Source organism: Natronorubrum tibetense GA33, from assembly GCF_000383975.1.
In the GTDB taxonomy this organism is placed as follows: Archaea; Halobacteriota; Halobacteria; order Halobacteriales; family Natrialbaceae; genus Natronorubrum; species Natronorubrum tibetense.
In genome coordinates this window covers 3,843,916-3,870,520 of sequence record NZ_KB913017.1, presented here as the reverse complement: position 1 = coordinate 3,870,520, position 26,605 = coordinate 3,843,916, and the positions used below count along the sequence as shown (strand labels likewise).

Sequence of the window (26,605 nt, the reverse complement as noted above, 5' to 3'; positions counted from 1 at the left end):
GCCAGATGAGTGTCGCTATGTCGTTCGCCCCCATCTCACCACTCCGATCAGACCGATCACGGCGATGATAACCCAGCTGACGGTTATCACGACTGCGAGGATTTGGAGAACGTACGCCCGACCTTCCATCCCGGAGAACGAAGACGGCTCGAGCAGCCCGCTCCATCTGGCTGCGCCGAGCGCGACGGCGAGACAGGCGAGTAACAGGACTCGATTCCGGAGGTAGACACGATACTCGCCGATGTCCATCGCTCGTGCCGTACCAGACGATGACGGCATACTAATCGGTACTGCCTCGCGATCGGCAGAAGATTCGGGTGCGCTCGAGCGAACGGTGGAGACAGTGCTCGAGCAGTCGGCTCCAAGTCGGTGGCGAGGGATTACGGTCGCTCGGGATTTGTCACCTGGTATAGCAGTTCGATATTCCGCTCCGGTTGGACTTCTGCGAGCACTTCGATATTCCGCTCCGGTTGGACGTCTGCGAGCACTTCGTCCAGTACCTCCCGGTGCTCTCGATCGAGTTCGTGGGTGGACGATTCGTACGCTTCGAACGCGCGGTCGATATCTTCGGCCTCCAGAAACGTCAGGAGGAACGTTCCGTCCGCCCTCGATTCGACGAAGCTGGCCTCCGTGTACAGCCCTTCGTGCTGGAGGGTTTCGACGGCTTCGTCTCGACGCGACCGGAGCTCTGCCATCCACTCGCGGAGTTGATCCGTCTTTCCCGGTTCGACACGCTGTTTCAGCAGCACGACATCGGCCATACACTGCTGCAATTCAGTCAACGGTATAACAGCTATGGGGCTCGAGCCTCAGTCCCGATCCGTCTCGCTCCAGTCACAGTCCTGGCACTTCCAGCCCGTGATGAACTCCGTCACCGAGGGCATGTAGCCGACTTTCAGGACGCCTCCGCCGCAGTCGGGACACTCCCTGTCGGCGTCCTCGATCGGCTCGGCCTCCATGACCGAATCGTCCTCGATTAGCTCTGCGAGTTTTCTTCCCGTGACCATCCGTCCCTGAACGACGCGATTTTCGCTCATATCTTTCGTTTCCGGGCGCGATCGCCCTAAGCGTTTTCAGGTCCGCTCGAGTACAGTGGCTCCTCCCGGCCTCCGCGATCGGAGTGAGAATCGGACGATTTAACCCCATGAGGACGAAAGCAACAACTGCGTGCGAGGGTAGCCAAGCGGCCAACGGCGGCGGACTCAAGATCCGCTCCCGTAGGGGTTCGTGGGTTCGATTCCCTCCCCTCGCACTATCAATAGTGCGGCAAGACGGAGCGTCTTGCCCTCGCAAACTTCTGCGGAACGGTTGGCGCTCTCGAGGAACGCCGTCGCTACTCAGTCGAAATCGTCTCTCTGATGACTGGATGTGGCTAAGTGTGGCGAATAACTGTTCGAGTGTAGTTTCAATTGGGAAATAAACAGCGAAGTGGTCTTTTCGAGTGGGGATGGCTGTATATGGGCACAGTTATAGTCGTCAAGCAGACAGTGTCGAACAGGTGTTATCGATCAGTGAGAGACTCACGAGTCTCGGACACGTCGGTCCAGGGTGGCGTACAGCGATCCGATACTGCGACCCGCAGTCACCAGCGTCGGGTACGGTGAGATGACGACCATCACGCTGATCGTCGTCTCGAGCGTGCTCGTGGCCGGAGTGCTCCTGGCGTTGGCGGGAGTCGGAATCAAGCGACGCCGGTCGGCAACGTCGGCGGACGAGACTCGAGAGGAGGGATTCAGCCCGCCGTCGCCCCAGCTATCCCTCTTCGATACCGAGGACGTCGACGACGCGAGAGCGATCGATCCCCGAATTCTCCTTCCGGTTACCGTCGATCAGGCGAACTCGGATCGTCTGTTCGATCTCGCGTGCTCGATCAAACACCGGTACGGCGATGAGCCGATCCACCTCTTTACCGTTTGCTCCGATACGCGGGACGAGCCGAACGATGGGACTGCTGCCGACGAAATCACTGCGTTTCACGACGGACTCGCCGAAGTGGGTCGCGACAGAACGACCGCCGTGCAGACCGGGACGAGTCGAGACGACGACGTCGCTGAATCGATCGTCCGGACGGCCCACGAGACCGACGCCGATCTGCTCGTGATGGACTGGGACGGAACGCGCCCCGTCCTCGACGCGTCGGATGGACGGACAATCGATCGAGTCCTCTCTCGGACGGACCTCCCGGTCTATCTGGCACAGATCGATGACTCACTCGCCGAGATAGATCGGGTGCACGTCGTGGTTCCCCGGCAGACGGATCACCACGAGGGGTTCTACGAGGCGATCTACAACGTCAAACAGTTGGCGAGCGTTCTCGAGGCGGGTATCTCCGTCTCCGTCTTCGAGCAGAACGTCCAGCAGTACCGGACGCTCTTCGATCTCGTCGAGATCGATATCCCCGCCGAATTTTCCTCGGTCGCGTCGTGGCGCGACCTCCAGTCGTCGCTCGAAACCGAGACGACCCCCGAAGAGCTGATCGTGACGCTCGCAGTTCGAGAGGGCGAGATCGGCTGGGATGACGAACTTCGAACGGTGTCGAATCGGTTCGCCGACGCGCCGGCCCGCTCGCTCGCGCTGTTTTTCCTCCGGGAGGACGAACCCGACCACGACGACCGGTTCCTCCGGACGGAGTAGGGCCTCGTCGGTGTCCGTTCACCACTCGAGAAGCGCCCGCCGCCCGTGGGCCCAGACGAGGATCACGAGGAACGTCGTGACGCCGGTCAGCGCGAACGCGCCGCCGACGTAGAACACGGACGCCATGCTCACCTCGTACATGAGCCAGCCGCCCAGCAACGGCGCGATGACGCTGCCCGGCCGCCAGACGAGTTCCCGGATGCCGAAACTCGAGGCCACACCGCCCTCGTCGGTACCTTCGTCAGCGAACAAAGCCATGCTCGCGGGTTCGCGGAAGCTGTCGGCGATGCCCAACAGACCGGCGATGGCGACCAGCGGCAAAAACGCCGCGGAAACGCCACTGAACAGCGTGAACTGAGCGGGGATCGACTCGAGCGGCAGGAATGCGGGAAGCGTTGCACCGGCGAGGATCGCTGGAACGCCGACGACGATCTCCGAAGACAGTCCGAGTGCCGAACCAATCGCCGGGGAAAAGGGCACGAGCAGCGCGACCAGCCCGTACGCCGCGCCGCCGGCGAAGACGAACATGGCTCGGCCGTAGCCGTCCGAGAGCCGTCCCGTGAAGGGCTGACAGCACATGTTGGTAAACTTCTCGGCGACGACGGTGAGCGAAACGGCGAGCCCGCCGTAGGCCAGCCCACCCTGTGCGGCCGCGACGCCGGCGTAGATCGGGATCCACGTTCGAACGAGGGTGACCGAAAACGCGTACTGGACCCGGAACGTCGAGAGCGTGATGAGCTTCCGGTTGAGCGCGAGGTCGGTGAACGGAAAGCCGTGGACGCGGGTCTCGTCCGTCTCGAGGTACCGAAACGTGCCGAGCCACGCGGCGAACATGATACAGACGATGATCGCGAAAATAGGGCCGAAGCCGAACGCCTCGTAGAGCGTCCCCGCGCTGAGGCTGCCGACGATCGACGCGGCGAAACTCGCGGCGTTTGCCTTCCCGATGTAATTCGCTCGCGTGCCGCCGTCCGCGAGTTGGCCGACGAGCGAGAGCGTCATCAGTCCAGCACCGGTGACGGCGATTCCCTGCAGCGCCCGAATCGCGATGAACGACGCACTCGAGTCGACGATCGGAAACAGGCCGTAGACGAAGATGCCGATCCCGAGGACGAGGAGCAGGACGAGGCGTTTGTCGAATCGGTCGCCGGCCCACGCGAGCGGCACGATGGCGACCGTCTGCGCGAAGGTGAATCCGGTGGTGTACAGGCCGACGATCAGCCCCGCGCTGATCGTCAGTCCGAGAACCGTCGTGCCGGTCGGATCGAGCGCGTTGATGTAGTACGGCAACAGCGTGATCAGCGTGATGAAGCCGAACCCCTCAGAGAACCGTGTGAGATAGAGCGACCAGAACTGTAGGCGATCCTCGTTCACGGCGGACGTTTCGCCAGCCGTGAAAAGACTGTTTCGAAACGAAACCCCGTATTCTGCCGGACGCGTACCCGTGCTCACGACAGAAATCCGACACCCATCGACGCCGCCCGCCGGTACCGGCGTGCCGAATTGCGACCGCTTTTCAATCAGCCCGACAGACGGTCGATAATGAACGAACGCGAACAGGACGCTCGTCGAGCGAGCGTTGCCCTCAGTGCGGCTACTGCCGGCGCTGGCGTCGCCGCGAAGTCGTTTCGAACCGATCTCGAGATCGAACGCAAGGACGGGAAGACCGACGTCGTCACGCAGGTCGACCGAGACGCCCAGCAGCGAGTGATCGAGGTTCTCGAGGGCGAGTTCCCGACGGACCCGGTCGTCGGCGAGGAGGAGGACGCGCTGAAAGCCGTCCCCGAAGACGGCCCGGCCTGGATCGTCGACCCCATCGACGGGACGAACAACTACGTTAACGAGAACCGCGCGTTCGCGACGGCTGTCGCCGCCGTCCGCGACGGCGAGCCGGTCGGGGCGGCGGTCGTCTGTCCCGCGCTCTCGGATACGTACCGGTCCGGTCCCAACGAGGCGGCCCGCAACGACGGCCCGCTCTCAGTCAGCGACGTGAGCGATCCCGAGGCAGCGACCGTCTGTCCGACCTTCTGGTGGGACTACGACCAGCGCGACCAGTACGCCGCGGCGACCCGCGCGATCGTCGAGCGGTTCGGCGACATGCGCCGGTTCGGCTGCGCCCAACTCGAGCTCGCGATGGTCGCCGCGGGAACGCTCGAGGGGACGATGACCAACCTGCAGGCCAACTCGTGGGACACCGTCGCGGGCGTCCACTTGATTCGCGAGGCCGGGGGGACCGTCACCGATCTCGAGGGGAACCGCTGGCGACACGACAGTCAGGGGCTGGTGGCCTCGAACGGGGGGATTCACGACGAACTCCGGGCTGCAGCGCTCGAGATCGACGGTGTGACGACGTGACGGTCACCGACGGCCGACCGTCAGAATCTGCAGGAAATCGGAAACGGTAAGCGCTCGCCCCCACGGATATCGATCATGGACGAGTATATCGAACGGTACGGGGCCGAGAAAGTCTGGGCCGCGGCCGTCGTCCTCATCTTTGGCGGTGTCGCCATCGCTGCCCTCCTCTTCCCCCAGCGGGTGTACGTCGACTTCATCTGGCAGTACTACTGGGGACCGATGGTCGCCGACGCCCACGGCTGGGGCGAGGTCGCCTGGGCCGGCGGCGAACAAATCAACGCGAACGAGGCCGGTCCCGACGACGGGCCGTTCGCCTCGCCCGGCTACACCGTTGTTTCCTACGCCGGCTACATCCCGACGCTGATCCTGATGGCGATCGGGATCCTGTTCGCGATTCGTCGCCTCGATATCGACCGTTACCGCGCGGGCTTTTTCGCCCTGTTCCCGTTCATGCTGTTCGGTGGGGCGCTTCGCACGGTCGAGGACGCAAACGTCGCCGCCTACCGCGAGACGGGTGAACTCGCCATCCAACTGCCGTGGTCGGGTTTCCTGATCAGTCCGCTGATCTACTTTACCGTCGCCCTCATCGCGTTCATCGCCGTAGTCGGCTCCGTCTGGCTCGAGCGAAACGACCACGTCTCGGGCTATGAGTATCCGCTGTTCGGTGTCGGTGCGGTAGTGCTCGCCGTAACCGTCGGCTGGCTCGGGTATCTCGCCGCGACGACGGAGTACGCGTCGTTCTACCCGTCGATCCCCGCGATCGTCCTTACGGCGGCGACCGTCTCGACGGCGCTCGTCTGGTGGGGAATTCAGCGCTTCGCACCCGGGTTGAACGCGGGGACCGGAACCATGGGCATCGTGGTCATCTGGGCCCACGCCGTCGATGGCTTCGCCAATCAGTTGATGCTCGACTGGTCGCACGTCTGGGGGCTCGGCTACAGCCCGAAACACCCGGTCAACGAGGCCATCGTCACCTACACTGGATCGGTCGTCCCGGCGGGCGTCACGGAAGTCATCGGCGAAGCCTGGCCGTTCGCGCTCCTGAAACTCGCCGCGCCGGTCTTCATCATCTGGATCTTCAACGAGGAGATCTTCGAAGAGAGCCCGCGGTTTGCTATCCTGATGATGATCACCGTCGTCGCCGTCGGCCTCGGGCCCGGCACCCGCGACATGCTTCGGGCGACGTTCGGCGTCTGAGACCGACACATTTGCCGCCGGCAGCCCATTTTGCCGGCGTTCACGGCGAACTGAAAACGAAGGAGAAAGACACAGGCACAAAAACGACGACTCGCTATTCCTCGAGACTCCAGGGTGTTCCCTGTTCCCAGAGTTCGTCGAAGTTTTCCCCGAGCGTACGTGCCGTTTCGTCGTCCCGAAAGTTGACGACCGCGAGGAGTTCTTCTCCAGACATTGGATTCACAACTTCGAGGCAGACTTCGTCATCGTCGAGGATGATGAACCGCTGGTGTGGAACGTGGTCCGTCTTTCGAACGGCCATTCCGGCGTCGACAAGACTGCTAATTCGATCGGCTGCGTGATCGAAGTCAACGCCGAGCAGACGCACGGAGACTCCGACATCGAGTAACTCCCGCAGCCGATTCGCGAACTCGGTTTTGAACTCCGGACTCATGTCGACGGTGTTTGCAGCGATCCTGATCGTTTCGTCCGTAGCAGCGAACCGCTCGAGGAGGAGTTTCCGTGCCGCGTCTTCGTGAACTGCACTCGTCGCGAACCCGCCGGATTGTTCGCCGTCGGTGATCGCCGCCAGCGCATCCGCTGCGGTCGCTGCTGTCTGTTCGTACGCCGATCGCTGTGTCTCGAGTTCGTCGATGCGTTTGTCGAGAAGTTGCTCGACGGCCTCGTCGGGTTCGACGTAGACGTAGGTACGCGGTCTGCCATCGTCCGCCCTGGCGAGTTCACGGTCGACAAGCGAGTTCAGAACGTCGTAGACGCGGCCACGTGGGACGTCTGATTCTTCAGCAACGTCGTCTGCAGTCATCGACCCGTACTGTGCGAGTACGACGTAGGCCTTGGCTTCGTAACTCGAGAGACCGAGTTCCGTGAGTAACTCGGCATGATCGTCGTCCATACACGTCGTTCCGGAGTATGAAACAACAATCTTGTGGTTTGTAACAGGAAGGTTGATATATGTGCTGCAGAAAACGCCTACTCAATGAGAAGAAACAACCTCGTTGCGGTTTCAATTGCACTCCTGGTGCTTGCGAGCTCTCCAATGGTCGTTTCAGCCTCTAGTACACCAGATTTTGACGTATATATCCCGGAGAATATCGTCGAACCGGGCGAAGAAACGACGCTCGAACTCGAGATTCGCAACGGTGCGTCAGCCGAGGAAGGTGGCAACGATGTGGGTGAGACGCCGACGACCGAGGCTCGGGACGTGACTGTGACTCTCGACGGCGGTGATGGGCCGGTCAACGTCAAATCAAACGAGACGCCGATGCGGACGATGTCGGCGCAGTCGATGTTTTCGGAGACGTTCACCGTCGCCGTCGACGAGGATGCCCAGGCCGGGAGCTACGATGTCGACGTGGAAATCGAGTACACCTACACGGAATCCGGCGGGAGCGAGCGATCGGCCACCGAGACCGAGACGATCGAAGTCGTCGTCGAGGATCAGGCTCGGTTCGACGCCGAGACGGTCTCCTCCGACCTCGTCGTCGGCGAGCGGGGGACGGTGGAATTCGACCTGACGAACACCGGTGTCGAAAACGCGAGCAACGCGGTCGTCCAGTTCTCTTCGCCCGATCAGAACGTCCGTACGATCGATCCGACGGTCGAGGAGTCGGAACTCCAGACGGCGGGCAGCGAGGAGTACGTCGGAGACTGGGGTATCAACGAGACGGTGACTGTCAAAGCGGCGATGGAAGTCGACGACGATGCCCTCGCACGCACGTATCCGGTGTCAGTACGGGTCCAGTTCCAGGACGAAAACGGAACCGACCGGACCGCCCGGTCGATCCGCGTTGGCGTTCCGGCGTCTCACGAACAGACGTTCAGCTCGGAAAACGTCACGAGTTCCCTCTATGTCGGCGAAGACGGCACTGTCGAAGGCGAACTCTACAACGAGGGGCCGCATCCAGTCGACGGAGTAGTACTCGTCGTCGACGACGGTGACGACCAATTCATTCCGACGGTCGGCGACGGGATCGGATCCGGCTCGAATGTCTATCCGAGGGAAACCCAATACGCCGTTGGCTCGCTCAAGCCCGGCGAGTCGACGCCGTTCGATTTCCGTATCGGCGTCGGCAGTGAGGCGGAGCCAGGGCCGCGCATGATGGAAGTCGACGTGCGGTATCGAAACGCCCACGGCGATATTCAGATGATCGGGGACCCGCTCGACATCACGCTCGATGTCGAACCCGCGCGCGACGAGTTCGACATCGAACCGGTCGAGACAACGTTCGAACCCGGTGAACGCAACGAGATCGAACTCGTCATCACCAACGAGAAAGACGAGACCCTGACCGACATCGAAGCGAAGCCGTTTACCAACGCCCCGCTCGATAGCGGCGACGACGAGGGGTTCGTCCCGGTCCTTGAACCCGGCGAGTCCGCGTCGATGGTATTCGATGTCTCCGTTGACGACGACGCCGCTGTACAGACGTACCCGCTCCGAATGGACTTCCGGTACGACGACGACCGATCGAACTCACAGCTAACCGACACCTACCGGATTCCGATCGAGGTCGAGCAGGACGAGAGCGGGATCATCTCCGCAACGACTCTCGCCGTGCTGTTCGGCTCGGTCGGCGTGATCGCCGTCGTCGCGTGGCGCTTCCGGGACGCACTGGCCGAGCGACTCGAGGGCGTGCCGGTGCTCAAACGACTCTCCGAACTGTCGCTACCGTCCTCGCTCGCTACCGTGCGTAACCGCGAGACCGATACGCACGAAGATCCAGATCAGCGTTCAACGGCGACGGGCCCCGACGACGAGCACGGTCCCGATCCGTTCTCCGACGACGGAGCGGATGTCATGGAGTTCGACGAGGTGTTCGATGATGCTGAGACGGCACAATCGCAATCGGAAGGCAAAACCGAGCACTGACCGATGGGATCGGAACCGGCGTTCGTTCGGCGGACAATCGCGATCATCAACGGCTGGATTACCGACCGTTCTCGGGCGGTCATCCTCGTGTTTTTACTGACGACCGCGTTGTTCGCTGGCGGGCTCACCAGTATCGAGGTGGACGAAGGCGTCGATATCTTCGCACAGGGCGTTCCGGCCTACGAGGCACAGGGAGCGATCGAAGAGGAGTTCCAACCGCCGTTCGACGAGACCGAACCGACCACACAGGTCATCCAGCGCGACGAGAACGTCCTCACTGGCGACGCGCTGGTGCGGATGCTCGAGTTCCAGCAATATCTCGAGGCACACGAGGAGTATCGAGTGGAAGAAACGTCGAGCATCGCCGAAGCGGTCGCCCGGTCGATCGATCCGACCGCGACGACTCGGGACGAACAGATTCGCACGCTCGAGGGGAGTTCCGACGCGACGGTACGGGAGACGGTTCGGGATCTGGGAGACGAGCCATCGTTTGCCGCTTCGTTGAGCGACGACTTCAGTGCGAACGAGCCGGCCGCCTCGGCGACGATTGCGATCGCCGTCCATGACGGCGATGTCGACGAGTCCGAGGTTCAGTTCCGGATTCAGGACGCTGCGGCGTCGATGCACGGTGAGTTCGTCGTGTTCGGTGGCGGTATCCTCGATACGGAGTTTCAGAACGTCATCGAAGATTCCCTCGATATCATCGTCCCCGTCGTTATCGTGTTGATTCTCGTCTTTTTGATCACGGCGTATCGCGACCCCTTCGATCTGGTTCTCGGACTGGTCGCGCTCGTCATATCTATCATCTGGACGTTCGGTTTTACTGGGTATGCTGGCATTCCGTTCACGCTCATGATGATCGCGATCCCGCCGTTGTTGCTCGCGGTCGGGATCGACTTCGGTATTCACGCCGTCAATCGCTATCGAGAGGAACGCGTTACGGGAGCGGGGATCAACGAGTCGATGAGAGTCGCCGCTGCGCAGTTGCTCATCGCGTTTTTCATTGTCACCGGAACGACCGTCATCGGGTTCGGGGCGAACATGGCAAACGACCTCGAGCCGATTCAGGACTTTGCGCTCGTCGCCAGCGTCGGAATCGTCTTTACGTTCATCGTGTTCGGGATCTTCCTTCCGGCGGCAAAGGTCGAAATCGATCGCCTTCGACAAACGTACGGCCTCCCCTCGTTCAGTACGGAGCCCCTTGGCTCCGAGGATTCGGCACTTGGCCGGGTGCTCGTTGCCGGTGCCAAACTGGGTGATCGTCGTCCGGTCGCGATCCTCCTTGCGGCACTACTGATAACTGGGGGTGCCGGAGCGTACGCGACGACCGTCGATACCACGTTCGAGGAGGAGGATTTCCTCCCGCCCGAGGAGTTGCCAGCCTACGTCGAAGCCGCACCCGGACCAATGGCTCCCTCTGAGTACACGACCACGGCATCACTCAACTTCCTCGAAGAGACGTTCGAGAGCGGCGCAGACGACGAAGTGACGATCTACGTCGAGGGGCCATTATCCGAAGACCACGCGCTGGAATCCGTCCACCGCGCCGGGACGGACCCGCCGTCGACGATCGTCACCGACGGCGCGACTGCGGAGAGCGAGAGTGTCGTCGATGTTATGCACGACCACGCCGAGACTGACCCCGACTTCGCTCGAGTGCTCGCGGCGAACGACGTCAGCGGCAACGGTGTCCCGGACCACAACGTCGGCTACGTCCTCGACCGATTGCTCGAGTCGGACTCTCGGGAGGCGGCCCTCGAGTATATCACCGAGGACAAACGCAGTATGCGCGTTATCTACACCGTCGAGTCCGATGCGACTCAGGGGGAGATATCCGCGGATGCAGAAGAGTTAGCGGCGGACTATCGCCTCGATACGACACCGACGGGCGATATCGTCGTCTTCCACGAGATTTCGACGTTGATCTTCGAATCTGCACTGGTGAGCCTCGCTATTGCTCTCGTACTCACGGCACTGTTCCTGATGTTTCTCTACCATCTCCTCGAGGGACGGGCGTCGTTGGGTATCGCAAACCTCATTCCCATCGTCGTCACGGTTGCCCTCCTCGGCGGAACGATGCCGCTGCTCGATATTCCGTTAAACGCACTGACGGGGACGGTGCTCTCGATCACGATCGGTGTCGGTGTCGCCTATTCGGTCCACGTTACGCATCGGTTCATCGATGAGTACAACGAGTGCCAAGACGGCTACGAGTCACTCGTGATTACGCTTCAGGGAACGGGCGGCGCACTCACCGGATCGATGCTCACGACACTCGGCGGGTCCGGGTCACTCGTGCTGGCGATCACGCCTGCGCTCGGCCAGTTCGGGGTCCTGATGGTCATCAGCGTCTTCTACTCGTATCTCATGGCGATCGCAGTGCTGCCGGCGACGCTGATACTCTGGGAGCGACTGCTCGGCTAGCGGTGGCGACTGGCGCGCCGGACGACACGGTTGTTTCGTTGCGATCGGCCGGAAACCGTTGAATTCCCAGGGAATAGGACGTATCGTTCGTGAACAACCGCTGGGCGTCGAACGAACCAGTTAAGCGGAAGGTCCCATATTGGCCCACTATGTGTGAAAAGAGACCCAAGCAGGCGCAACTTTGTGCTCGATATCGTGTCTTGGTTACCTCCGGATACAGTATTGGTGAGGGGTAACCAGCATGTTTGTTCGATACTATCTACGATTGCTAATAGCAACTGCAAATCTCAGTGATTCTGTGAGACGAGCAACAAAGGGAGACCGATGACCGGAAGCGACGAGGAACTCGCGAAGGACCTCGGACTCGTCTCTGCGCTCGCGATCGGGATCGGGACGATGATCGGTGCGGGTATCTTTGTCCTCCCCGGCATCGCCGCACAGGAAGCCGGCCCGGCGGTTGTCATCTCGTTTATCATTGGCGGGATGATCGCGATGATAAACGCCTTCTCGGTGAGCGAACTCGGCACGGCGATGCCGAAAGCCGGCGGGGCGTACTACTACATCAACCGCGCACTCGGGCCGCTGTTCGGATCGATCTCTGGAATGGGCGATTGGATCGGCCTCGCCTTTGCAAGTGCATTCTACGCCATCGGCTTCGGCGGCTACCTCGCCGACCTGCTCGACGGCGTCGTTGTTCCGATTCCCGGACTCGGTGAGTTCGCACTCCTCCCGACCATTGTGCTCGGCCCGCTCGTCCTCTCGGACATTCAGATCGGGGCGGTAATCGCGGGAATCGTGTTCGTCGGCGTCAACTATATTGGCGCGAAAGAGACCGGCGGCATCCAGACCGCCATCGTCACACTCTTGCTCGGCATTCTCACGGTGTTTGCCATCGTCGGCTTCTTCTCGTTCGACTGGGGAACCGTCACCGCCGACGGCAGCTACACGCCCGAAGGAGCGGGGGCGATTCTTCCGGGTGCGGCGCTCGTCTTCGTCTCCTATCTGGGCTACGCGAAGATCGCGACCATCGGCGAGGAACTCAAGAATCCCGGTCGAAACCTCCCCATCGCGATCATCGGCAGCGTCGGGATCGTGATGGTCATCTATACGATCCTCGTCGGCCTCCTGATGGGACTGATCCCGCACGAGGAGTTCTTCCTCGAGACGGTCGAGAATGCGCCGATGACCTACGCCGCCGAGATCGTCTTCGACTATCAGATACCGGTTTTCGGCTTCGAGATTCCGCTGCTCGGCGTCGGCGTGACGTCGATCACCCTCGCGGCGCTGCTCGCGACTGCCTCGAGTGCGAACGCCTCGATTCTCGCCTCGGCTCGGATCAACTTCGCGATGGGCCGAGACAAGATCGTCACGCCGAAACTCAACGAGATCCACCCGAAGTTCGCGACGCCGTATCGATCGATCGCCGTCACCGGAGGAATGATCCTCGTCTTTATTATCGCTCTCGGGGAGACCGTCGAGATCCTCTCGAGTGCGGCGAGCGTCCTCCATCTGGTCGTCTACGCGCTGATCAACGCCTCGTTGATCGTCTTCCGTGAGACGAACCCGCCGGAGTACGATCCCGACTTCGAAGTCCCGTTCTACCCGCTCACGCCGATCGCCGGCTTCGTTCTCTCGCTTGCGCTGATCTACTTCATGGATCCGCTCGCGACCGCGATCAGCGTGGTCTTCGTCGTCTTCGCGATTGCCTGGTACTTCGCCTACGCGCGAACCAAGACTGACCGCGAGGGCATCCTGAGCGACTACATTCTCTCGCGGTCCGAGGAGATGCCGGACGCCGCCGTCACCGCTGCGGAGGCCGCTAAACCGTCGAAAGACGACGATTATACCGTCGTCGTCCCGGTGTCGAATCCCCGTACTGAATCCCAACTGCTCTCGTTGGCGAGCGTGGTTGCAAAGGCCAACGGCGGCAGGGTCAAGGCGGTCCACATCGTCGAAGTGCCCGACCAGACGCCGCTGCAGGAGGGCTCCGAACACATGCGCCGTATCGACGAGGAATCCGAGCGGCTGATGACCCAGGTTCGCGAGAGTACGGAAACGCTCGACGTTCCCGTCGACATCCGGACGGTCGTCTCCCACCGCTCGTTCGAAGAGGTGTTCAACGTGGCTCGCCGCGAGAACGCCGATACCGTCGTCATGGGCTGGGGTCCTGGCCGACCGTGGACCGCCGGCCGCGCGGAACGGCCGCTCGACGAACTCACGCACAATCTGCCGTGTGACTTCCTCGTCCTGAACGACCGAGGGCTCGAGCCCGACCGCGTGCTCGTGCCGACTGCCGGCGGTCCGGACTCCGATCTCAGCGCCGAGATGGCTCGCTACATGCGCGACCAGCTCGGCTCCGAGATCACGCTGTTGAACGTCGTCAACGAAGGCGAGAAGGACGACGGGGAAGCGTTCCTGACCGAGTGGGCGGCCGACCGCGGCCTCGAAGACGCGACGATCCGTATCGACACCACCGGCGACGTCGAGGGTGCGATCGCGACGGCTGCTCGCGATCACACGATGATCATCATCGGCGCGACCGAGCGCGGACTGCTCTCCCGGCTCATCGGCGGTTCGCTGGCCTACAGCGTCGTCAACGAGGTCGAGTGTTCGGTTCTGCTAGCCGAACGGCCGACGGAACGGTCGCTGTGGAACCGGCTGTTCGGCAGTCGGTCCGACGACGACTGACGGCGTTCCGTCCTTCTATCACCCTTCGTCCGTGACGAGACGCGTCTCATTCCCGTCGAGAAAGTGCGGCGACTGGATCGAAGCATCTCGAGAAGCGATTCGAAACGAGCCGTTTCGTTCGATCTCGACGCCGCGTCGGCGGTCTGTCGGCGGAGTCGAGCGTCGGCGCGCGTTACAAGACCGACGAGACTTCGTCGAGCACCGTCGCATCGACGAACAGTACGACGTGATCGCCCGCCCGCGGAACCGTCGTCCCACGCGGGGTAATGAGTTCGCCGTCGCGCGAGATCGCCCCGATGACGACGCACTCGGGGAGATCAGCCATCGAATCCGCGATCTGACGGCCCGTCAGCGCGCTTTCCGGCCCGAGTTCGACCTCGATGACCTCGGCGCGGTCGTGCTCGAGCATCGCGATCTTCTCGGTCTGATCCGTCCGGGTAAAGCGGACGATCTCCTCGGCGGTCTCCTCGCGGGGGTTGATCGCGACGTCGATGCCGACGGTCTCGAAGAGGTCGCCGTACTCGGTGTTCTCGATGATCGCGACCGTTCGGTCGACGCCGACACGGCGGGCCAGCAGGGAGACCAGCAGGTTCTTTTCGTCGCTGTCGAGTGCGGCGATCACGATGTCGGCCTCGTCGATGTGCTCGCGGGCGAGAAACTCCGTATCGGTCGCGTCGCTCTCCATGACGAACGTGTTGGGGAGCGCCTCGGCGATCTCGCGGGCGCGCTCGTGGTCGCGTTCGACCAGCCGTGGCTCGAAGCCGTGGGCCTCGAACTCCCGGGCGGTCTGAAAGCCGATCTCGCTTCCGCCGACGATGACCACGTCGTCCGTACTCGAGGTCGTGTCCGTGACGGTTGCCATCGCAAACTCTTTGACCGAACTTGGACTCCCGATGACGACGATCCGATCGTCGGCACAGAAGACGGTCTCCCCGCGGGCGACGATCATCTCGTCGCCACGGAAGACGCCGGCGAACGTCATCGAGTCGTGCTGATCCGCCTCCTCGACGCGCTGGCCGACGAGCGGGCTGTCGGAACTGATATCGAACTCAGCCATCCTGACGAGGCCGCCGGCGAACATCTCGACGTCCTGGGCCTGCGGGAAGCCGGAGATCCGGAAGATCGTCTGGGCGACCAGCAGGTCGGTACAGACCATGAAGTCGACGCCGAAGGCGCCCTCCGATCCCTCCCACGTGTTCAACAGCGTGCGACGGCGGACGCGGGCGATGGTGAACGTATCGCTCACGCTCTTGGCCGTCCCACAGACGACGATGTTCGCCTCGTCGCTGTTGGTACACGCGACGATCAGATCCGCTCGCTCGAGACCGGCCTCTCGGAGGGTCTCGAGTTCGGTCCCGTCGCCTTGCACCGAGAGCACGTCGAACGAGTAGGTAATCTCCTCGGCGACCTCCGGATCGCGTTCGACCACCGCGACGTCGTGCGAGTCGGCGAGATTCGAGGCGATCATCTTCCCGACCTGCCCCGCGCCGACGATCAGTACGTACATTGACACTCGTTCCTCCGCGGGAACATTCTTCTCTGGATATATTGGAGGCGAGATCAAAGTCGTTACGCCAATGCGTCAGACCGGAGGCGTTGTCGTACAGCGGTTGCAGACTGGGTGTGGCTGGCGTACGGCTCCGTTCGCGCTGTGACGCGGCCGACCTCGAGGAGGATGCCGCCAATGGTATCCGATCGCCACCGTGCGATCAGTACGTAGGTGAGTCCGGGGAAGCGCCGACTCGCCTCGAGTATCCGTCGTCAGCAGAAGTACTCATATGGCGTCGTTACCTTTCCGTCACTCGGAAACGAGGTCCGAATCACGATGATGCTCCCAACACACGCCGTACTCGGGCTGGCAGTAGCGGCGCCGCTCGTCGCTCTCCGTCCCGAGATCGCGCCAGTTGCGCTCGCGGGCGCCCTCGTCGGGAGTATCGTTCCCGACCTCGATCTGTACGCCGGTCACCGACGGACGCTTCATTATCCGACGGGCTACGCGATCCTCTCACTGCCAGCGGTCGCCGTCGCAGTGATGGCGCCGACGACCGCCACCGTCGGTATCGCGTCCGTGCTCGTCGGTGCCACCGTGCACTGTCGGCTGGACCGGTACGGAGGCGGACTCGAGCTCCGTCCGTGGGAGGGAACGTCAGAGCGTGCGGTGTACGACCACGTCCGAGGTCGCTGGCGGCGGCCGAAACGGTGGATCCGGTACGACGGCTCGCCCGAAGATTTCCTGTTGCTGGCGAGTCTCGGCGTCCCGCTGCTCGTCGTACTCGACGATCCGTTTCGTATCGTCGTGGCCGCCGCGCTCGTCGTCGGTGCCGTCTACGCCGGACTCCGTCGCCAACTGGCGACCCTCGCTCCAGTCGTCTTCGGCTACGCCCCCGACCGACTGGAGCGCTACGTCCCCGAGCGATACCGTCCGTAGCGGTCCGTTTTCGACTGCGTTCCAAGCACGGGAGATGACAGAACGCATCGACCGAGTAACACGATTGCGCCGATGACTACAGGGTTTATCAGGTCCGAGTCACGCTACCCACGCTATGCAACGTGACGGCACCGAGCGTCGAACCAGCGTCGAGACCGAGCCGGAGGACGTGCTCGCACGGCTGTTCCGAAGCGGGCGGTACAACGCGATCATCTCCTGGGTGCTCGTCGGCGTTCTCACCCTCGTATTCGTCGAGAGCGTGCTGGATGCGGACAGACTCTGGATACTGTTCACCGCCGCGACGGCGGCAATCGTCCTCACCCCGCCGGTCTCCTACTGGGACTGGCGAATGATGCTCCCGTGGGAACTGCTCGTGGTTGCGCTGTTCCCGATCCTCATCCGCGGACTGTTCGGCGGTAGTCTCGGCACGTTCGGCTACTATCTATCGGTCGCGGCGATGGCGCTGTTGCTCACCGTCGAACTCCACATGTTCACCAAACTCACGCTCACCCACTGGTTCGCCGTCCTGCTGGTCGTCCTGACGACGCTGGCGTCCGCGGCTGCGTGGGCCATCGTCCGGTGGTGTCTGGACGTCCTGTTGGGCACCTCGTTTCTCATCGAGCCGGGAGTGTCCCAGGACGCCGCGAACGCGTCGCTGATGATCGAGTTCGTCTGGGTTACCCTCGCCGGGCTCGCCGCAGGGATCCTCTTCGACGCCTACTTCAAACGCCGCGGTCGCAGCCTCCGTCGTCGCCTCTATCGGGTGGTTCGTCGATGACGCTGCTCCCTCGACCATCCCTGCGAACCCAGCGTCGTCTCACTCGCGGGATGCAGCTGTTGTTGCTCGGAATCATCGTCTACGGCGTGCTCTTCGCACAGCCGAAGGCGATCACGAACGGGTCTATCGCGCTGATCATCACGTTCGTGCCGGCGCTGCTGGAGAAAAACTACGGCGTGCCGCTCGACCCGTGGCTCGGGCTCTGGATCACCCTCGCAGTGTTCTTACACACGATGGGGTCGGCCGGCCTCTACGGCGCCATCGGCTGGTGGGATCATCTGACCCACGCAATGTCCGCGTCGCTCGTCGCCGGGATCGGGTACACGTTCGCTCGAGGCGTCGAACTTCACAGCGACCGAATCCACATTCCGCGGCAGTACGCGTTCGGGTTCATCCTGATCGTCGTGATGGCCTTCGGGGTGATCTGGGAGCTGTTCGAGTTCGGGCTCGATCTCGCCGCCGAGTCGACCGGCATCGCGATGCCGCTGTCCCAGCACGGCCTGGACGACACCGTTCGCGACATGATTTTCAACACGGTGGGTGCGATCCTCGTCGCGACCTTCGGACAGGTTCACCTCTCGGGAGTCGCCGAGAGCGTTCGAGAGAGCCTGTTGGGCGACGAGTAGTACGGCGACCGAACGCTGTCGATCGGATGGCCGGTGGCATCACAGCAACGCCTTCTCGACCGCACTGGTCAGTTCGCCCATCGCAGTTCCAGCGCGAGAGACCTCGTCAGCGAGACTCAGGAACCCGTGTGCGAGCGACGGATAGTGACAGTGACGAGTTTCAACGCTGGCGGACTGCAGGCGGTCGGCGTACGCCACCCCTTCGGAGCGGAGCACGTCGTGACCGGCAGTCGCGATTACCGCGGGGGGACAGCCGGCCAGCGAGTCGGCTCGTAACGGGGCCGCGAGCGGGTCGCCGGCGTCTGCCGTTTCGTCGAGATATCGGTCCCAAAACCACGCCATGTCCGCGCGGGAGAGTAGCTGCGCGTCGGCGTGCTCGCGATACGACGGCGTCTCGAGATTGCGGTCGAGGATCGGATAGCAGAGCACCTGTATGGCCAGGGACAGCTCTCGGTCGCGGGCTCGGAGCGCAACCGCGGCGGCGAGACCGCCCCCGGCGCTGGTCCCCGCGACCCCGATGCGGTCGGGGTCGATACCGAGTGAATCGGACTCGTCGCGCGTCCACTCGAGGGCGGTCCACGCGTCTTCGACGGCCGCGGGGAACGGGTGCTCGGGGGCCAACCGATAGTCGACCGAGATCACTACCGCGCCGACGCGCGTCGCGAACTCCCGGCAGAGGTCGTCGGCGGAGTCGAGCGTTCCGAGGACCCAGCCGCCGCCGTGACAGAAGATCAGCGCTGGAAACGGGTCGCCAGCATTCTCGGACGGCGGCTCGGGCCAGTAGATTCGCACCGGCACGTCACCGGCGGGACCGTCGATACGCCGGTCGTCGACCCGTTCGACGGGCGGCCCGTCTCCCGCCGAAAACGCCTCGTCTTCGACGCGCCGCGCTTCGGCGACGGACATGCTGTGCCACGGCGGGAGGTCGGCCACCCGGCCGTCCCGGAGCACCGCGGCGAACTCCGGGTCCAACTCGTCGGTCGCCACATCGTCCATACGTCAGTCTAGTACCTACGCCAATTAGCAGTACCGGCCTCTCGCGTCGGCCGTGACGGCTCGAGAAGGGGATTACGTCCGCGATCGCAGCCGGCACGCCGAAACACTTCAGTGAGGCCGACCCAACGGTCACGCATGGATTCCGGCTTCGATCAGGACCGCACTCACGGCGACGGCGTCGCGTACGCCCGCGAACGGGACGCCGAGGACCCGCTCTCGAGCTTTCGAGACCGGTTCGACGTTCCCGGCGAGATCTATCTGGACGGGAACTCCCTCGGGCCGATCTCCGACGCGGCCGAGCGGTCGCTCGAGCGAGCCGTCGAGGAGTGGCGAAACATGGGTATCGGCGGGTGGACGGAGGCCGAACGGCCCTGGTTCTGGTACGGCGAGTCGCTGGGGGACGACCTCGCGCCGCTGGTCGGTGCCAATGAGGCGGAGGTGGTCGTCGCCAATTCGACGACGGTCAACATCCACACGCTCGTCGGCACGTTCCTGGACGCTCGAGGCGACCGCCCGCCGGGAATTCTGGTCGACGAACTCGACTTCCCGACCGACCACTACGCGATCCGCGCGCAGTTGCGCCAGCGCGGCTACGACCCGGACGAGCACCTCCACGTCGTCGAGAGTCGGGACGGCCGAACGATCGCGGAAGCGGACGTGGTTGCGGCCCTAGACGAACGCGAGGTGGGGATCGTCTTCCTGCCGTCGGTGCTCTACCGGAGCGGCCAGCGACTCGACATCGAGCGCATCACCGCCGCGGCCCACGACCGGAACGTACTCGCCGGGTTCGACCTCGCCCACTCGGTCGGCGTCGTCCCCCACGAGCTTTCGGCACACGGCGTTGACTTCGCGGTCTGGTGCAGTTACAAGTACCTCAACGCCGGTCCGGGCGCTATCGCGGGGCTGTACGTCAACGAGCGCCATCTCGGCACGACCCCGGCGCTGGCGGGCTGGTGGGGACACGAGAAGGAGACGCAGTTCGAGATGCGCGAGCGGTTCGTACCGGCCGAATCGGCCGGCGCGTGGCAGATCGGGACGATCCCGGTACTCAGCGCCGCGCCCCTCGCCGGCGCGCTCGAACTCGTCGACGAGGCCGGGATCGGTGCGATCCGTGCCAAGTCGCTCGCGCTGACCGACTACCTCGTCCACCTCGTCGACGAAAAACTCGGGGCGCTAAACTGTTCGGTCGGGACGCCCCGGGAACCGGCGGAACGGGGTGGTCACGTGGCGATCGAACACCCCGACGCGGAACGGGTCAGTCAGGCCCTCCGCGACCGCGGAATCGTCGTCGACTTCCGCCCGCCGAACGTTATTCGAGTCAGTCCAGCACCGCTGTACACCCGCTTCGTCGACGTCTGGGAGTTCACGGAGCGGCTCCGAGCGGTTCTCGAGGACGGCGCGTACGAGACCGTCGACACCGACGGAACCGTCTCGTGAGGAGGCGATTGTCGAGCGACGCCGCCATACGGACGTTCCTATCGATTTCGAGAACGCATATACGACCCCGGCCACCAAGGTGTAGGTATGACAGACAGCACCTCCGCGGACGACGGCTGGTTCGCGGGTCTCGAGGCGGACGACCGTGACGCGGCTGCGGCCGCGGTTCGCGACGGTGCCGCCAACGCGCCCCGCGACTGGCCGGCCCTCGGCCTCGAGTCCGGGTTCGCCGACGACGAGGCGGCGTACTACGACGCGCTGAAGGCGGCGACGACGGCAGCGACCCGCGCCGAGGTGACCGAACGCGAGGCGGCCGACGACCGCCAGCTCGTCCACGCCGTCCGTGCGATGGACGACTGCACCCGGACGGCGAACGAACTCGCCGAACGGCTCGCCGAGTGGGCCGGAACCGTCGATCCGGACGCCGGGACGGGCGTCGACTACGCCCGCGACCTCGCGACTCGAGAGACAGAACCGGAACCGGGACAGGAACCGCTCGTCTCGCTCGCCGAGCGCGTCGTGGCGCTCGCCGACGAGGCCGACGACCTGCGGGAGTACGTCGAGCGACAGACGCCGATCGTCGCGCCGAACCTCTCCGCGCTCGCCGGACCCGTCCTCGGGGCGCGGCTGATCTCGCTGGCCGGCGGGCTCGAGGATCTCGCGAAGAAACCCAGCGGGACGGTCCAGATCCTCGGCGCTGAGGACGCGTTATTCGCCCACCTTCGCGGGCACGCACCGTCGCCCAAACACGGCATTATCTACACCCACGACGCGGTCCGGGGCACCCACCCCGACGAGCGCGGCTCTGCGGCGCGTGCGGTCGCCGGCAAACTCGCCATCGCCGCCCGCGTCGATCACTACTCGGGCGACGTGAAACCGGAACTCGAGGCCGAACTCGCGGAACGGATCGAGACGATTCAGGCCCGGAGCGACGACGGGAGCGGTGCCGGTGCTGACGACGGCGATGGCGCGGGTGAGTCCGATGAGTGAGCTCCCCGACGGCGTCGAACGTCGCCAGTTCGACGGCACCGAACGGCTCGCGACCCGCGGTGAACCCGTCTACGGCGAGCCAACGGATGGTGACTGGCGCGCCTGGAACCCGACCCGATCGAAACTCGGCGCGATGCTCGAGCTGGGGATGGAGATCGGCCTCGGAGGCGGCGAGACGGTGCTCTACCTCGGCGCGGCCAGCGGGACGACCGTGAGCCACGTCGCCGACTTCGCCGGGCCGACCTACGCCGTCGAGTTCGCGGCGCGGCCGGCCAGGGATCTGCTCGAGGCCGCCGAGTCGCGACCGCGACTGTTTCCGTTGCTGAAGGACGCCCGAAAGCCCGAGACGTACGCCCATATCGTCGAATCGGATGTCGACGTGATCGTACAGGATGTGGCGACCCGGGGGCAGGCGAGAGTGGCGCTCGAGAACGCACAGTTCCTCGACGACGACGGCCGACTCCTGCTGGCCGTCAAGGCCCGGAGCGAGGACGTGACGCGCGACCCCGGTGAGGTTTTCGACGACGTTCGGGCCGAACTCGAAGCGGGGTACGAGATCCTCGAGTCCCGACGGCTCGAGGACTACCATACCGATCACCTCGGAATCGTCGCACGACCGAAATAGGACGGCCGGGAGCGATACTTCGCCTCCGCATCTCCCCCGTCGCTAACAATTATAAGTAAGTTTGTGGGATAATATCATGGCATGTCGGAACACCCCACGATCGGAGAGACGCTCGAACAGACGGTCGACCGCTATCCCGACCGCGACGCGATCATCTATCCGCGCAAGGACCAGCGGTGGAGCTACGCGGAGTTCGACGAGCGCGTCAATCGGCTGGCAAACGCACTACTCGACGCGGGGATCGAGAAGGGCGACCGCGTCGCGACGGTGCTGTACAACGGGTCGGAGATGGCGCTCACCGTCTACGCCTGCGCGAAGATCGGGGCCGTCTTCACCCCGCTGAACTTCCGGCTTCCGGCGGGCGAGATCGAGTACATCGTTAACGACGCGTCGGCCGAACTGCTGCTGTTCGAATCGGCGACCAGGGAGTCGGTGGAAGGCGCGCGGCCGGCCCTCGAGACCGTCGCCGACTACGTCTACATCGACGACGACGTTCCCGAGTACGCGACGGGGTTCTACGAGCTACTCGAGTCCGGTTCGGCCGAACGACCAGCTGTCCGCGTCGCGGAGGACGACGTATACGCCTTCATCTACACCTCGGGAACGACGGGGCGTCCGAAGGGCGTGGTGCACGAGCATCGAAGCATGGTCGAGCACAACCTCATCTGTATCGCCGAGGGGCGGATGACTCGCGACGACGTCGGCCTGTCGGTCATGCCGCTGTACCACTGCGCCGAACTCCACTGCAACCTGTTCCCGCGGGTCCACCGCGGCGCGGCGAGCGTGATCCACCACGAGTTCGAACCGCAGGCGGCCCTCGAGGCGATCGACGAACACGACGTGAGCCTCCTGTTTTGCGCGCCGACGGCCTGGAACGCGCTGTCGATGACCGCGGCTCAATCGGATGTCGATGTCGCCTCGCTCCGACTCGGACTCTACGGCGCGGCACCGATGCCCGAGCAGGTCCTCGAGAACTGCCGGGAGCACCTCTGTGAGGACTATCTCCAGGCGTACGGCATGACCGAGATCGGTCCCGCCGGCGTCTTCCAGCCGCCGGAGGACCAGCTCTCGAAGCAGGGCTCCGCTGGCGTGGCCGCGCTCAATCACGAACTGCGCGTGATCGAACCCGACGGGGATCCCGACCAGGTGGTCGCAGACGGTGAGATCGGCGAAATTCTGATCGCCAGCCCGTGTACGATGCGCGAGTACTGGAACCGTCCGGAGGCGACCGAGCGGTCGTTGCGCGAACACGACGGGACGACGTGGTACTACACCGGCGATCTGGGCCGCTTCGACGACGACGGCTACCTCTACGTCGTCGACCGGAAAGACGACATGATCGTCTCCGGCGGCGAGAACATCTACCCGGCCGAAGTCGAGGACGTGCTGTTCTCCCACGACGCGGTCGAGGAGGCGGCCGTCCTCGGCGAACCCGACGACGAGTGGGGCGAACTGGTCGTCGCGTACGTCGTCGCCGACGGCGTCTCAGCCGAGGAGTTGGATTCGTTCGTCCTCGAGAGCGACCTCCTCGCCGATTTCAAACGCCCGCGGGCGTACTACTTCGTCGACGACCTGCCCAAGAACCCCAGCGGAAAGATCCAGAAGTTCAAACTCCGTGAGGACGAGGCGGACGTCGATCCCGAAGCCGAGAGTATCGCGTCCTGACCGTCGTCGACAGCGGCTTCTCACCGCTCTCGGAACGTATCGTAGACCGACTCCGCGAGCCGCGGAAACGCCAGCATCGAGGCGACCGACACGACCAACGCCACGACGAGTGAGAGCGCCGGAATCCCGACAGCGCCGGCGAGCCAGACGCCGCCGAAGACGGCGACGGACAGCGCGAGATTGTAGTAGACGAGCCGTAGGACGATCAGCAACGGCGAGATCGCCACCCAGCCGAGCGTCTCGGTCGCCAGCGGCCTGATCCAGCCGCCGCGGATCAGCGTCCCGACGACGACCATCGCCATCCACGCGAGCAGCCCGGCGGCGGTCGCGTCGTAGATCCCCGGCCCGGGTGCCGCGACGATCGCGAACAGCGTCGGAAGCGCGAGGATCGAAATGTCGCCGAAAATGTGACTACAGTCGTGCAGAAACCGGCCGAACCCGCTCTTCTCGGCCCGGGAGAGTTTGCCGAGACCGTACCAGGTGCGGCGCGTGGCGCTGGTGGCCGGCCGCGTTTGGCGGACGGGATTGCCGTGCTGGCGTCGGTCTCGTCCCATGAGTGAAGGTAGCACGACGCCGCCTATAAATACTGCCGTCCGAACGTCTTCCCGCCCGTTGTGAGGCGGTGGGAATCGCTGTGGTCCGTAATTGTTCCTCGAGCGAGCTATCGAAACATGAACTGCAACCAGTGTGAGCAGACTCCCGACGGCGGTTGTACGACGGTCGTCGTCTGCGACAAAGACCGGATTTCAACGGCTACGGGATCCCATCATCTGCGGGCTGAAGGGGATTTCGGCGTACGCAACACGCGCCCAAGACTTGCGCTACCACGCGACAACTGACCCCCCGGGGGCCGAGCGGCGACCGGCGATAGCGTCGGCGGCCTGCTCGAGTGCAGTCTCGTCCGTCAACACGGCTCGCACTCGCAGGGGTTCCACGCTGCCGAGTCCAAACGGTATTTATCACCGCGGGCGAAAACGGGAGACGATGGAACGCGGGTCCCGGGATTCGTTTACGCGCATGGGCACGCTGGGGATCGAGGAGGAGTGTTTCGTTGTCGACGAAACGGGCCGTCCCACGAGCGGCACCGACGAACTCGTCTACGAACACGACCCACCCGAAATTCTCGAGGGCCGACTCGACCACGAACTGTTCAAGTTCGTGATCGAGACGCAGACGCCGCTGATCGAGGAGCCGAGCGACGCCCGCGAGTCGCTGCTCGAGATTCGACGGGCGTTAGTCGATCACGCAACCGCCTACGGCTATCAGATCGCCGCCGCCGGCCTGCATCCGTTGGCGAAGTGGCGCGAACTCGAGCACGCCGAGAAGTCCCGCTATCGCTCCCAACTCGACCGCATCCAGTACCCACAGCACCGAAACACGACCGCGGGCGTCCACGTCCACGTCGGCGTCGACGACGCAGATAAGGCGGTCTGGATCGCCAACGAACTGCGCTGGTACGTGCCGATCATGCTCGCGCTCTCCGCTAATTCGCCGTACTGGAACGGCTTCGATACGGGTCTGCAGTCTGCTCGCTCGAAGATCTTCGAAGCACTGCCGAACACCGGGATGCCGACCTACTTCGAGGACTACGAGGCGTTCGACCGGTTCGAGCGCCGGATGCTCGAGACCGACTCGATCGAGGACCGGGGGGAACTCTGGTACGACGTCCGCCCGCACACGGCCCACGGGACGGTCGAACTGCGCACGCCGGATGGCCAGGCCGACCCGGATATCGTGCTCGCGTTCGTCGAGTACGCCCACGCGCTCGTCGAGGACCTCGCCGCGGCGTACGAGGACGGCGCGTCGGGCTACGCCCGCGATCATCGCCGCGAACTGTTAGACGAGAACAAGTGGCGCGCGATCCGCCACGGCCACGAGGCGTCGCTCGTCAGCCGCGACCTCGAGGGGACGATCGATCTCGGCGAACTCGTCGACCGCGAGTGCGAGCGGCTGGGAATCGACGGTATCGGGCGCGTCTACGACCGCGAGAGCGGCGCCCAGCGACAGCGGCGAATACGCGAGCAGTCCGGTTCTGACGCCCTCTGTGAGTCGGTTTTGCTTCAGACCGAGTGACACGGGTTCGATCCTCGCAAAGGTTTACTTCCGTGCGAGCCGTTGTTTTCGACGAGACAACAGATGGCTTCAGACGACACTGACGAGTACCGGGTAGACGACGGGAACGACGAACAGCATCGAGACGAGGGCGACGAGGAGTACGACCTGTCCGACGTAGACGTATTCGTCGACGACGAGAGCGACGGCGACGGCGTTCGAACGGCGGCCGTCGAGGAAGTCGACCAGCGAATCGTCGACCTGCTCTCGTGGATCCTCGACACGGAGACGCGAGCGAAGATCTACGTCCACCTGCTGGCGAACCGCGGCAGCACCTCCGAGGAGGTCGCACAGGGGACCGGACTCTACCCGAGTACGGTTCGGGAGGCGCTGGCGGAACTCCACGACGAGGACCGCGTGACCCGGGAGAAACGCGCGAGCGAGGGGGCGGGGAACAACCCCTACGAGTACACGGCGATCCAGCCGAGCGAACTCGTCGGCGGGGTCGTCGATCAGGTCCAGCAGGAACTCAACACCATCTTCACCCTCGATCGCGTCCTCGACCGGCGCGAGGCGTCGGACTCTGACCTCGAGGGTGGCCCCGAACCGGTGACGATCACCGTCGACGACAGCGGGTCGCCCGAAGTCGGCACACTGGGCGACACCCAGGCCGAAGAAGACGACGCCGAACCGCCGACGGAGGACGAGGCAGACGTCGAACTCCTCGAGGACGACACTGACGATTCGAGTTCGGACGACTAGTCGGGACACGAGCGCCTCGAGTCGCCCCAACGTGCTCTCTGTCGTCTCTTAGCCCCAGATCCCTTTTCGACCGCCGGTC

Annotated in this window: 23 protein-coding genes and 1 tRNA gene; 16 read left to right on the top strand and 8 right to left on the bottom strand. The window is 63.8% G+C overall.

The window, feature by feature from the left end; all coding sequences use genetic code 11:
* Positions 1-15: 15 nt before the first annotated feature.
* The 3 genes from NATTI_RS0119855 to NATTI_RS0119845 form a co-directional block, all read right to left on the bottom strand.
* Positions 16-279, bottom strand: a complete 264-nt coding sequence (locus tag NATTI_RS0119855) for a hypothetical protein (protein WP_241434250.1) — start codon at positions 277-279, stop codon at positions 16-18.
* A 101-nt stretch (positions 280-380) separates the two neighbouring features.
* Positions 381-761, bottom strand: a complete 381-nt coding sequence (locus tag NATTI_RS0119850) for a DUF6176 family protein (RefSeq protein ID WP_006088104.1) — start codon at positions 759-761, stop codon at positions 381-383.
* A 48-nt stretch (positions 762-809) separates the two neighbouring features.
* Complete coding sequence (locus NATTI_RS0119845) at positions 810-1,037, bottom strand: DUF5795 family protein (protein ID WP_006088106.1); 228 nt, start codon at positions 1,035-1,037, stop codon at positions 810-812.
* A gap of 132 nt (positions 1,038-1,169) precedes the next feature.
* Here NATTI_RS0119845 and NATTI_RS0119840 point away from each other — a divergent pair.
* Positions 1,170-1,252, top strand: a tRNA-Leu gene (locus tag NATTI_RS0119840).
* Positions 1,253-1,605: 353 nt separating this feature from the next.
* Positions 1,606-2,634 (top strand): universal stress protein, encoded by a 1,029-nt coding sequence (locus NATTI_RS0119835; RefSeq protein ID WP_241434251.1) that lies wholly within the window; start codon positions 1,606-1,608, stop codon positions 2,632-2,634.
* 18 nt (positions 2,635-2,652) lie between these two features.
* Here the strand turns inward: NATTI_RS0119835 and NATTI_RS0119830 are convergent, their stop codons facing one another.
* Positions 2,653-4,008: an MFS transporter gene (locus tag NATTI_RS0119830; protein WP_027119235.1), complete on the bottom strand. Its 1,356-nt coding sequence runs from the start codon at positions 4,006-4,008 to the stop codon at positions 2,653-2,655.
* A gap of 168 nt (positions 4,009-4,176) precedes the next feature.
* On the opposite strand from NATTI_RS0119830, the gene NATTI_RS0119825 reads away from it, so the two are divergent.
* Positions 4,177-4,989 (top strand): inositol monophosphatase family protein, encoded by an 813-nt coding sequence (locus NATTI_RS0119825; RefSeq protein ID WP_006088111.1) that lies wholly within the window; start codon positions 4,177-4,179, stop codon positions 4,987-4,989.
* Between the two features lie 75 nt (positions 4,990-5,064).
* Positions 5,065-6,186 (top strand): DUF63 family protein, encoded by a 1,122-nt coding sequence (locus NATTI_RS0119820; RefSeq protein ID WP_006088112.1) that lies wholly within the window; start codon positions 5,065-5,067, stop codon positions 6,184-6,186.
* Between the two features lie 94 nt (positions 6,187-6,280).
* On the opposite strand, the gene NATTI_RS0119815 is transcribed toward NATTI_RS0119820, so the two are convergent.
* Positions 6,281-7,078: a TrmB family transcriptional regulator gene (locus NATTI_RS0119815; protein ID WP_006088114.1), complete on the bottom strand. Its 798-nt coding sequence runs from the start codon at positions 7,076-7,078 to the stop codon at positions 6,281-6,283.
* Positions 7,079-7,222: 144 nt separating this feature from the next.
* Here NATTI_RS0119815 and NATTI_RS0119810 point away from each other — a divergent pair, with 144 nt between their 5' ends.
* The 3 genes from NATTI_RS0119810 (at position 7,223) to NATTI_RS0119800 (ending at position 14,167) form a co-directional block, all read left to right on the top strand.
* Positions 7,223-9,055, top strand: coding sequence for a COG1361 S-layer family protein (locus NATTI_RS0119810; RefSeq protein WP_006088117.1), 1,833 nt, complete (start codon positions 7,223-7,225; stop codon positions 9,053-9,055).
* 3 nt (positions 9,056-9,058) lie between these two features.
* Positions 9,059-11,479 carry an efflux RND transporter permease subunit gene (locus NATTI_RS0119805; RefSeq protein WP_006088118.1) on the top strand — a complete coding sequence of 807 codons (2,421 nt, stop codon included), beginning with the start codon at positions 9,059-9,061 and terminating at the stop codon, positions 11,477-11,479.
* A gap of 324 nt (positions 11,480-11,803) precedes the next feature.
* Entirely contained in the window at positions 11,804-14,167 is a 2,364-nt protein-coding gene (locus tag NATTI_RS0119800) for an amino acid permease (RefSeq protein WP_006088120.1), read from the top strand.
* Positions 14,168-14,339: 172 nt separating this feature from the next.
* Here the strand turns inward: NATTI_RS0119800 and trkA are convergent, their stop codons facing one another.
* A complete protein-coding gene (trkA, locus tag NATTI_RS0119795) occupies positions 14,340-15,674 on the bottom strand; it encodes a Trk system potassium transporter TrkA (protein WP_006088121.1) in 1,335 nt (444 codons plus the stop codon).
* Between the two features lie 318 nt (positions 15,675-15,992).
* Between trkA and NATTI_RS0119790 the strand changes: the two genes are divergently transcribed.
* From NATTI_RS0119790 to NATTI_RS0119780, 3 genes are all read left to right on the top strand, one after another.
* Positions 15,993-16,595, top strand: coding sequence for a metal-dependent hydrolase (locus NATTI_RS0119790; RefSeq protein WP_027119233.1), 603 nt, complete (start codon positions 15,993-15,995; stop codon positions 16,593-16,595).
* A 115-nt stretch (positions 16,596-16,710) separates the two neighbouring features.
* Entirely contained in the window at positions 16,711-17,373 is a 663-nt protein-coding gene (locus NATTI_RS0119785) for a hypothetical protein (protein WP_006088124.1), read from the top strand.
* Positions 17,370-17,999 (top strand): hypothetical protein, encoded by a 630-nt coding sequence (locus tag NATTI_RS0119780; protein WP_193787778.1) that lies wholly within the window; start codon positions 17,370-17,372, stop codon positions 17,997-17,999. The genes NATTI_RS0119785 and NATTI_RS0119780 overlap by 4 nt, the downstream gene beginning before the upstream one ends.
* A 39-nt stretch (positions 18,000-18,038) precedes the next feature.
* Here NATTI_RS0119780 and NATTI_RS0119775 read toward each other — a convergent pair whose 3' ends face one another.
* The gene (locus NATTI_RS0119775) at positions 18,039-18,995 is read right to left on the bottom strand and encodes an alpha/beta hydrolase (protein WP_006088127.1); all 957 of its coding nucleotides are present in this window, start codon (positions 18,993-18,995) and stop codon (positions 18,039-18,041) included.
* A 135-nt stretch (positions 18,996-19,130) separates the two neighbouring features.
* Here NATTI_RS0119775 and kynU point away from each other — a divergent pair, with 135 nt between their 5' ends.
* From kynU to NATTI_RS0119755, 4 genes are all read left to right on the top strand, one after another.
* On the top strand, positions 19,131-20,432 hold the full coding sequence (gene kynU / locus NATTI_RS0119770) for a kynureninase (RefSeq protein ID WP_006088129.1): 1,302 nt from the start codon (positions 19,131-19,133) through the stop codon (positions 20,430-20,432).
* A gap of 87 nt (positions 20,433-20,519) precedes the next feature.
* A complete protein-coding gene (locus NATTI_RS0119765) occupies positions 20,520-21,422 on the top strand; it encodes an NOP5/NOP56 family protein (protein ID WP_006088131.1) in 903 nt (300 codons plus the stop codon).
* Positions 21,415-22,047 (top strand): fibrillarin-like rRNA/tRNA 2'-O-methyltransferase, encoded by a 633-nt coding sequence (locus NATTI_RS0119760; protein ID WP_193787779.1) that lies wholly within the window; start codon positions 21,415-21,417, stop codon positions 22,045-22,047. The genes NATTI_RS0119765 and NATTI_RS0119760 overlap by 8 nt, the downstream gene beginning before the upstream one ends.
* Positions 22,048-22,128: 81 nt before the next feature.
* Positions 22,129-23,712: a fatty acid--CoA ligase gene (locus tag NATTI_RS0119755; protein WP_006088134.1), complete on the top strand. Its 1,584-nt coding sequence runs from the start codon at positions 22,129-22,131 to the stop codon at positions 23,710-23,712.
* Between the two features lie 20 nt (positions 23,713-23,732).
* Here the strand turns inward: NATTI_RS0119755 and NATTI_RS0119750 are convergent, their stop codons facing one another.
* Complete coding sequence (locus NATTI_RS0119750) at positions 23,733-24,266, bottom strand: hypothetical protein (RefSeq protein WP_019992068.1); 534 nt, start codon at positions 24,264-24,266, stop codon at positions 23,733-23,735.
* A gap of 430 nt (positions 24,267-24,696) precedes the next feature.
* Here NATTI_RS0119750 and NATTI_RS0119745 point away from each other — a divergent pair, with 430 nt between their 5' ends.
* Both NATTI_RS0119745 and NATTI_RS0119740 read left to right on the top strand, forming a co-directional pair.
* Complete coding sequence (locus NATTI_RS0119745) at positions 24,697-25,785, top strand: glutamate--cysteine ligase (RefSeq protein ID WP_006088139.1); 1,089 nt, start codon at positions 24,697-24,699, stop codon at positions 25,783-25,785.
* A 63-nt stretch (positions 25,786-25,848) separates the two neighbouring features.
* The gene (locus tag NATTI_RS0119740) at positions 25,849-26,526 is read left to right on the top strand and encodes a helix-turn-helix domain-containing protein (RefSeq protein ID WP_006088140.1); all 678 of its coding nucleotides are present in this window, start codon (positions 25,849-25,851) and stop codon (positions 26,524-26,526) included.
* Positions 26,527-26,605: the final 79 nt, after the last annotated feature.

Excerpts from the sequence above, each read along its gene's own strand:
- NATTI_RS0119855 (WP_241434250.1), bottom strand. The coding sequence starts at position 279 with ATGCCGTCATCGTCTGGTACGGCACGAGCGATGGACATCGGCGAGTAT.
- NATTI_RS0119850 (WP_006088104.1), bottom strand. The coding sequence starts at position 761 with ATGGCCGATGTCGTGCTGCTGAAACAGCGTGTCGAACCGGGAAAGACG.
- NATTI_RS0119845 (WP_006088106.1), bottom strand. The coding sequence starts at position 1,037 with ATGAGCGAAAATCGCGTCGTTCAGGGACGGATGGTCACGGGAAGAAAA.
- NATTI_RS0119835 (WP_241434251.1), top strand. The coding sequence starts at position 1,606 with ATGACGACCATCACGCTGATCGTCGTCTCGAGCGTGCTCGTGGCCGGA.
- NATTI_RS0119825 (WP_006088111.1), top strand. The coding sequence starts at position 4,177 with ATGAACGAACGCGAACAGGACGCTCGTCGAGCGAGCGTTGCCCTCAGT.
- NATTI_RS0119820 (WP_006088112.1), top strand. The coding sequence starts at position 5,065 with ATGGACGAGTATATCGAACGGTACGGGGCCGAGAAAGTCTGGGCCGCG.
- NATTI_RS0119815 (WP_006088114.1), bottom strand. The coding sequence starts at position 7,078 with ATGGACGACGATCATGCCGAGTTACTCACGGAACTCGGTCTCTCGAGT.
- NATTI_RS0119810 (WP_006088117.1), top strand. The coding sequence starts at position 7,223 with ATGGTCGTTTCAGCCTCTAGTACACCAGATTTTGACGTATATATCCCG.
- NATTI_RS0119805 (WP_006088118.1), top strand. The coding sequence starts at position 9,059 with ATGGGATCGGAACCGGCGTTCGTTCGGCGGACAATCGCGATCATCAAC.
- NATTI_RS0119800 (WP_006088120.1), top strand. The coding sequence starts at position 11,804 with ATGACCGGAAGCGACGAGGAACTCGCGAAGGACCTCGGACTCGTCTCT.
- trkA (WP_006088121.1), bottom strand. The coding sequence starts at position 15,674 with ATGTACGTACTGATCGTCGGCGCGGGGCAGGTCGGGAAGATGATCGCC.
- NATTI_RS0119790 (WP_027119233.1), top strand. The coding sequence starts at position 15,993 with ATGATGCTCCCAACACACGCCGTACTCGGGCTGGCAGTAGCGGCGCCG.
- NATTI_RS0119785 (WP_006088124.1), top strand. The coding sequence starts at position 16,711 with ATGCAACGTGACGGCACCGAGCGTCGAACCAGCGTCGAGACCGAGCCG.
- NATTI_RS0119780 (WP_193787778.1), top strand. The coding sequence starts at position 17,370 with ATGACGCTGCTCCCTCGACCATCCCTGCGAACCCAGCGTCGTCTCACT.
- NATTI_RS0119775 (WP_006088127.1), bottom strand. The coding sequence starts at position 18,995 with ATGGACGATGTGGCGACCGACGAGTTGGACCCGGAGTTCGCCGCGGTG.
- kynU (WP_006088129.1), top strand. The coding sequence starts at position 19,131 with ATGGATTCCGGCTTCGATCAGGACCGCACTCACGGCGACGGCGTCGCG.
- NATTI_RS0119765 (WP_006088131.1), top strand. The coding sequence starts at position 20,520 with ATGACAGACAGCACCTCCGCGGACGACGGCTGGTTCGCGGGTCTCGAG.
- NATTI_RS0119760 (WP_193787779.1), top strand. The coding sequence starts at position 21,415 with ATGAGTGAGCTCCCCGACGGCGTCGAACGTCGCCAGTTCGACGGCACC.
- NATTI_RS0119755 (WP_006088134.1), top strand. The coding sequence starts at position 22,129 with ATGTCGGAACACCCCACGATCGGAGAGACGCTCGAACAGACGGTCGAC.
- NATTI_RS0119750 (WP_019992068.1), bottom strand. The coding sequence starts at position 24,266 with ATGGGACGAGACCGACGCCAGCACGGCAATCCCGTCCGCCAAACGCGG.
- NATTI_RS0119745 (WP_006088139.1), top strand. The coding sequence starts at position 24,697 with ATGGAACGCGGGTCCCGGGATTCGTTTACGCGCATGGGCACGCTGGGG.
- NATTI_RS0119740 (WP_006088140.1), top strand. The coding sequence starts at position 25,849 with ATGGCTTCAGACGACACTGACGAGTACCGGGTAGACGACGGGAACGAC.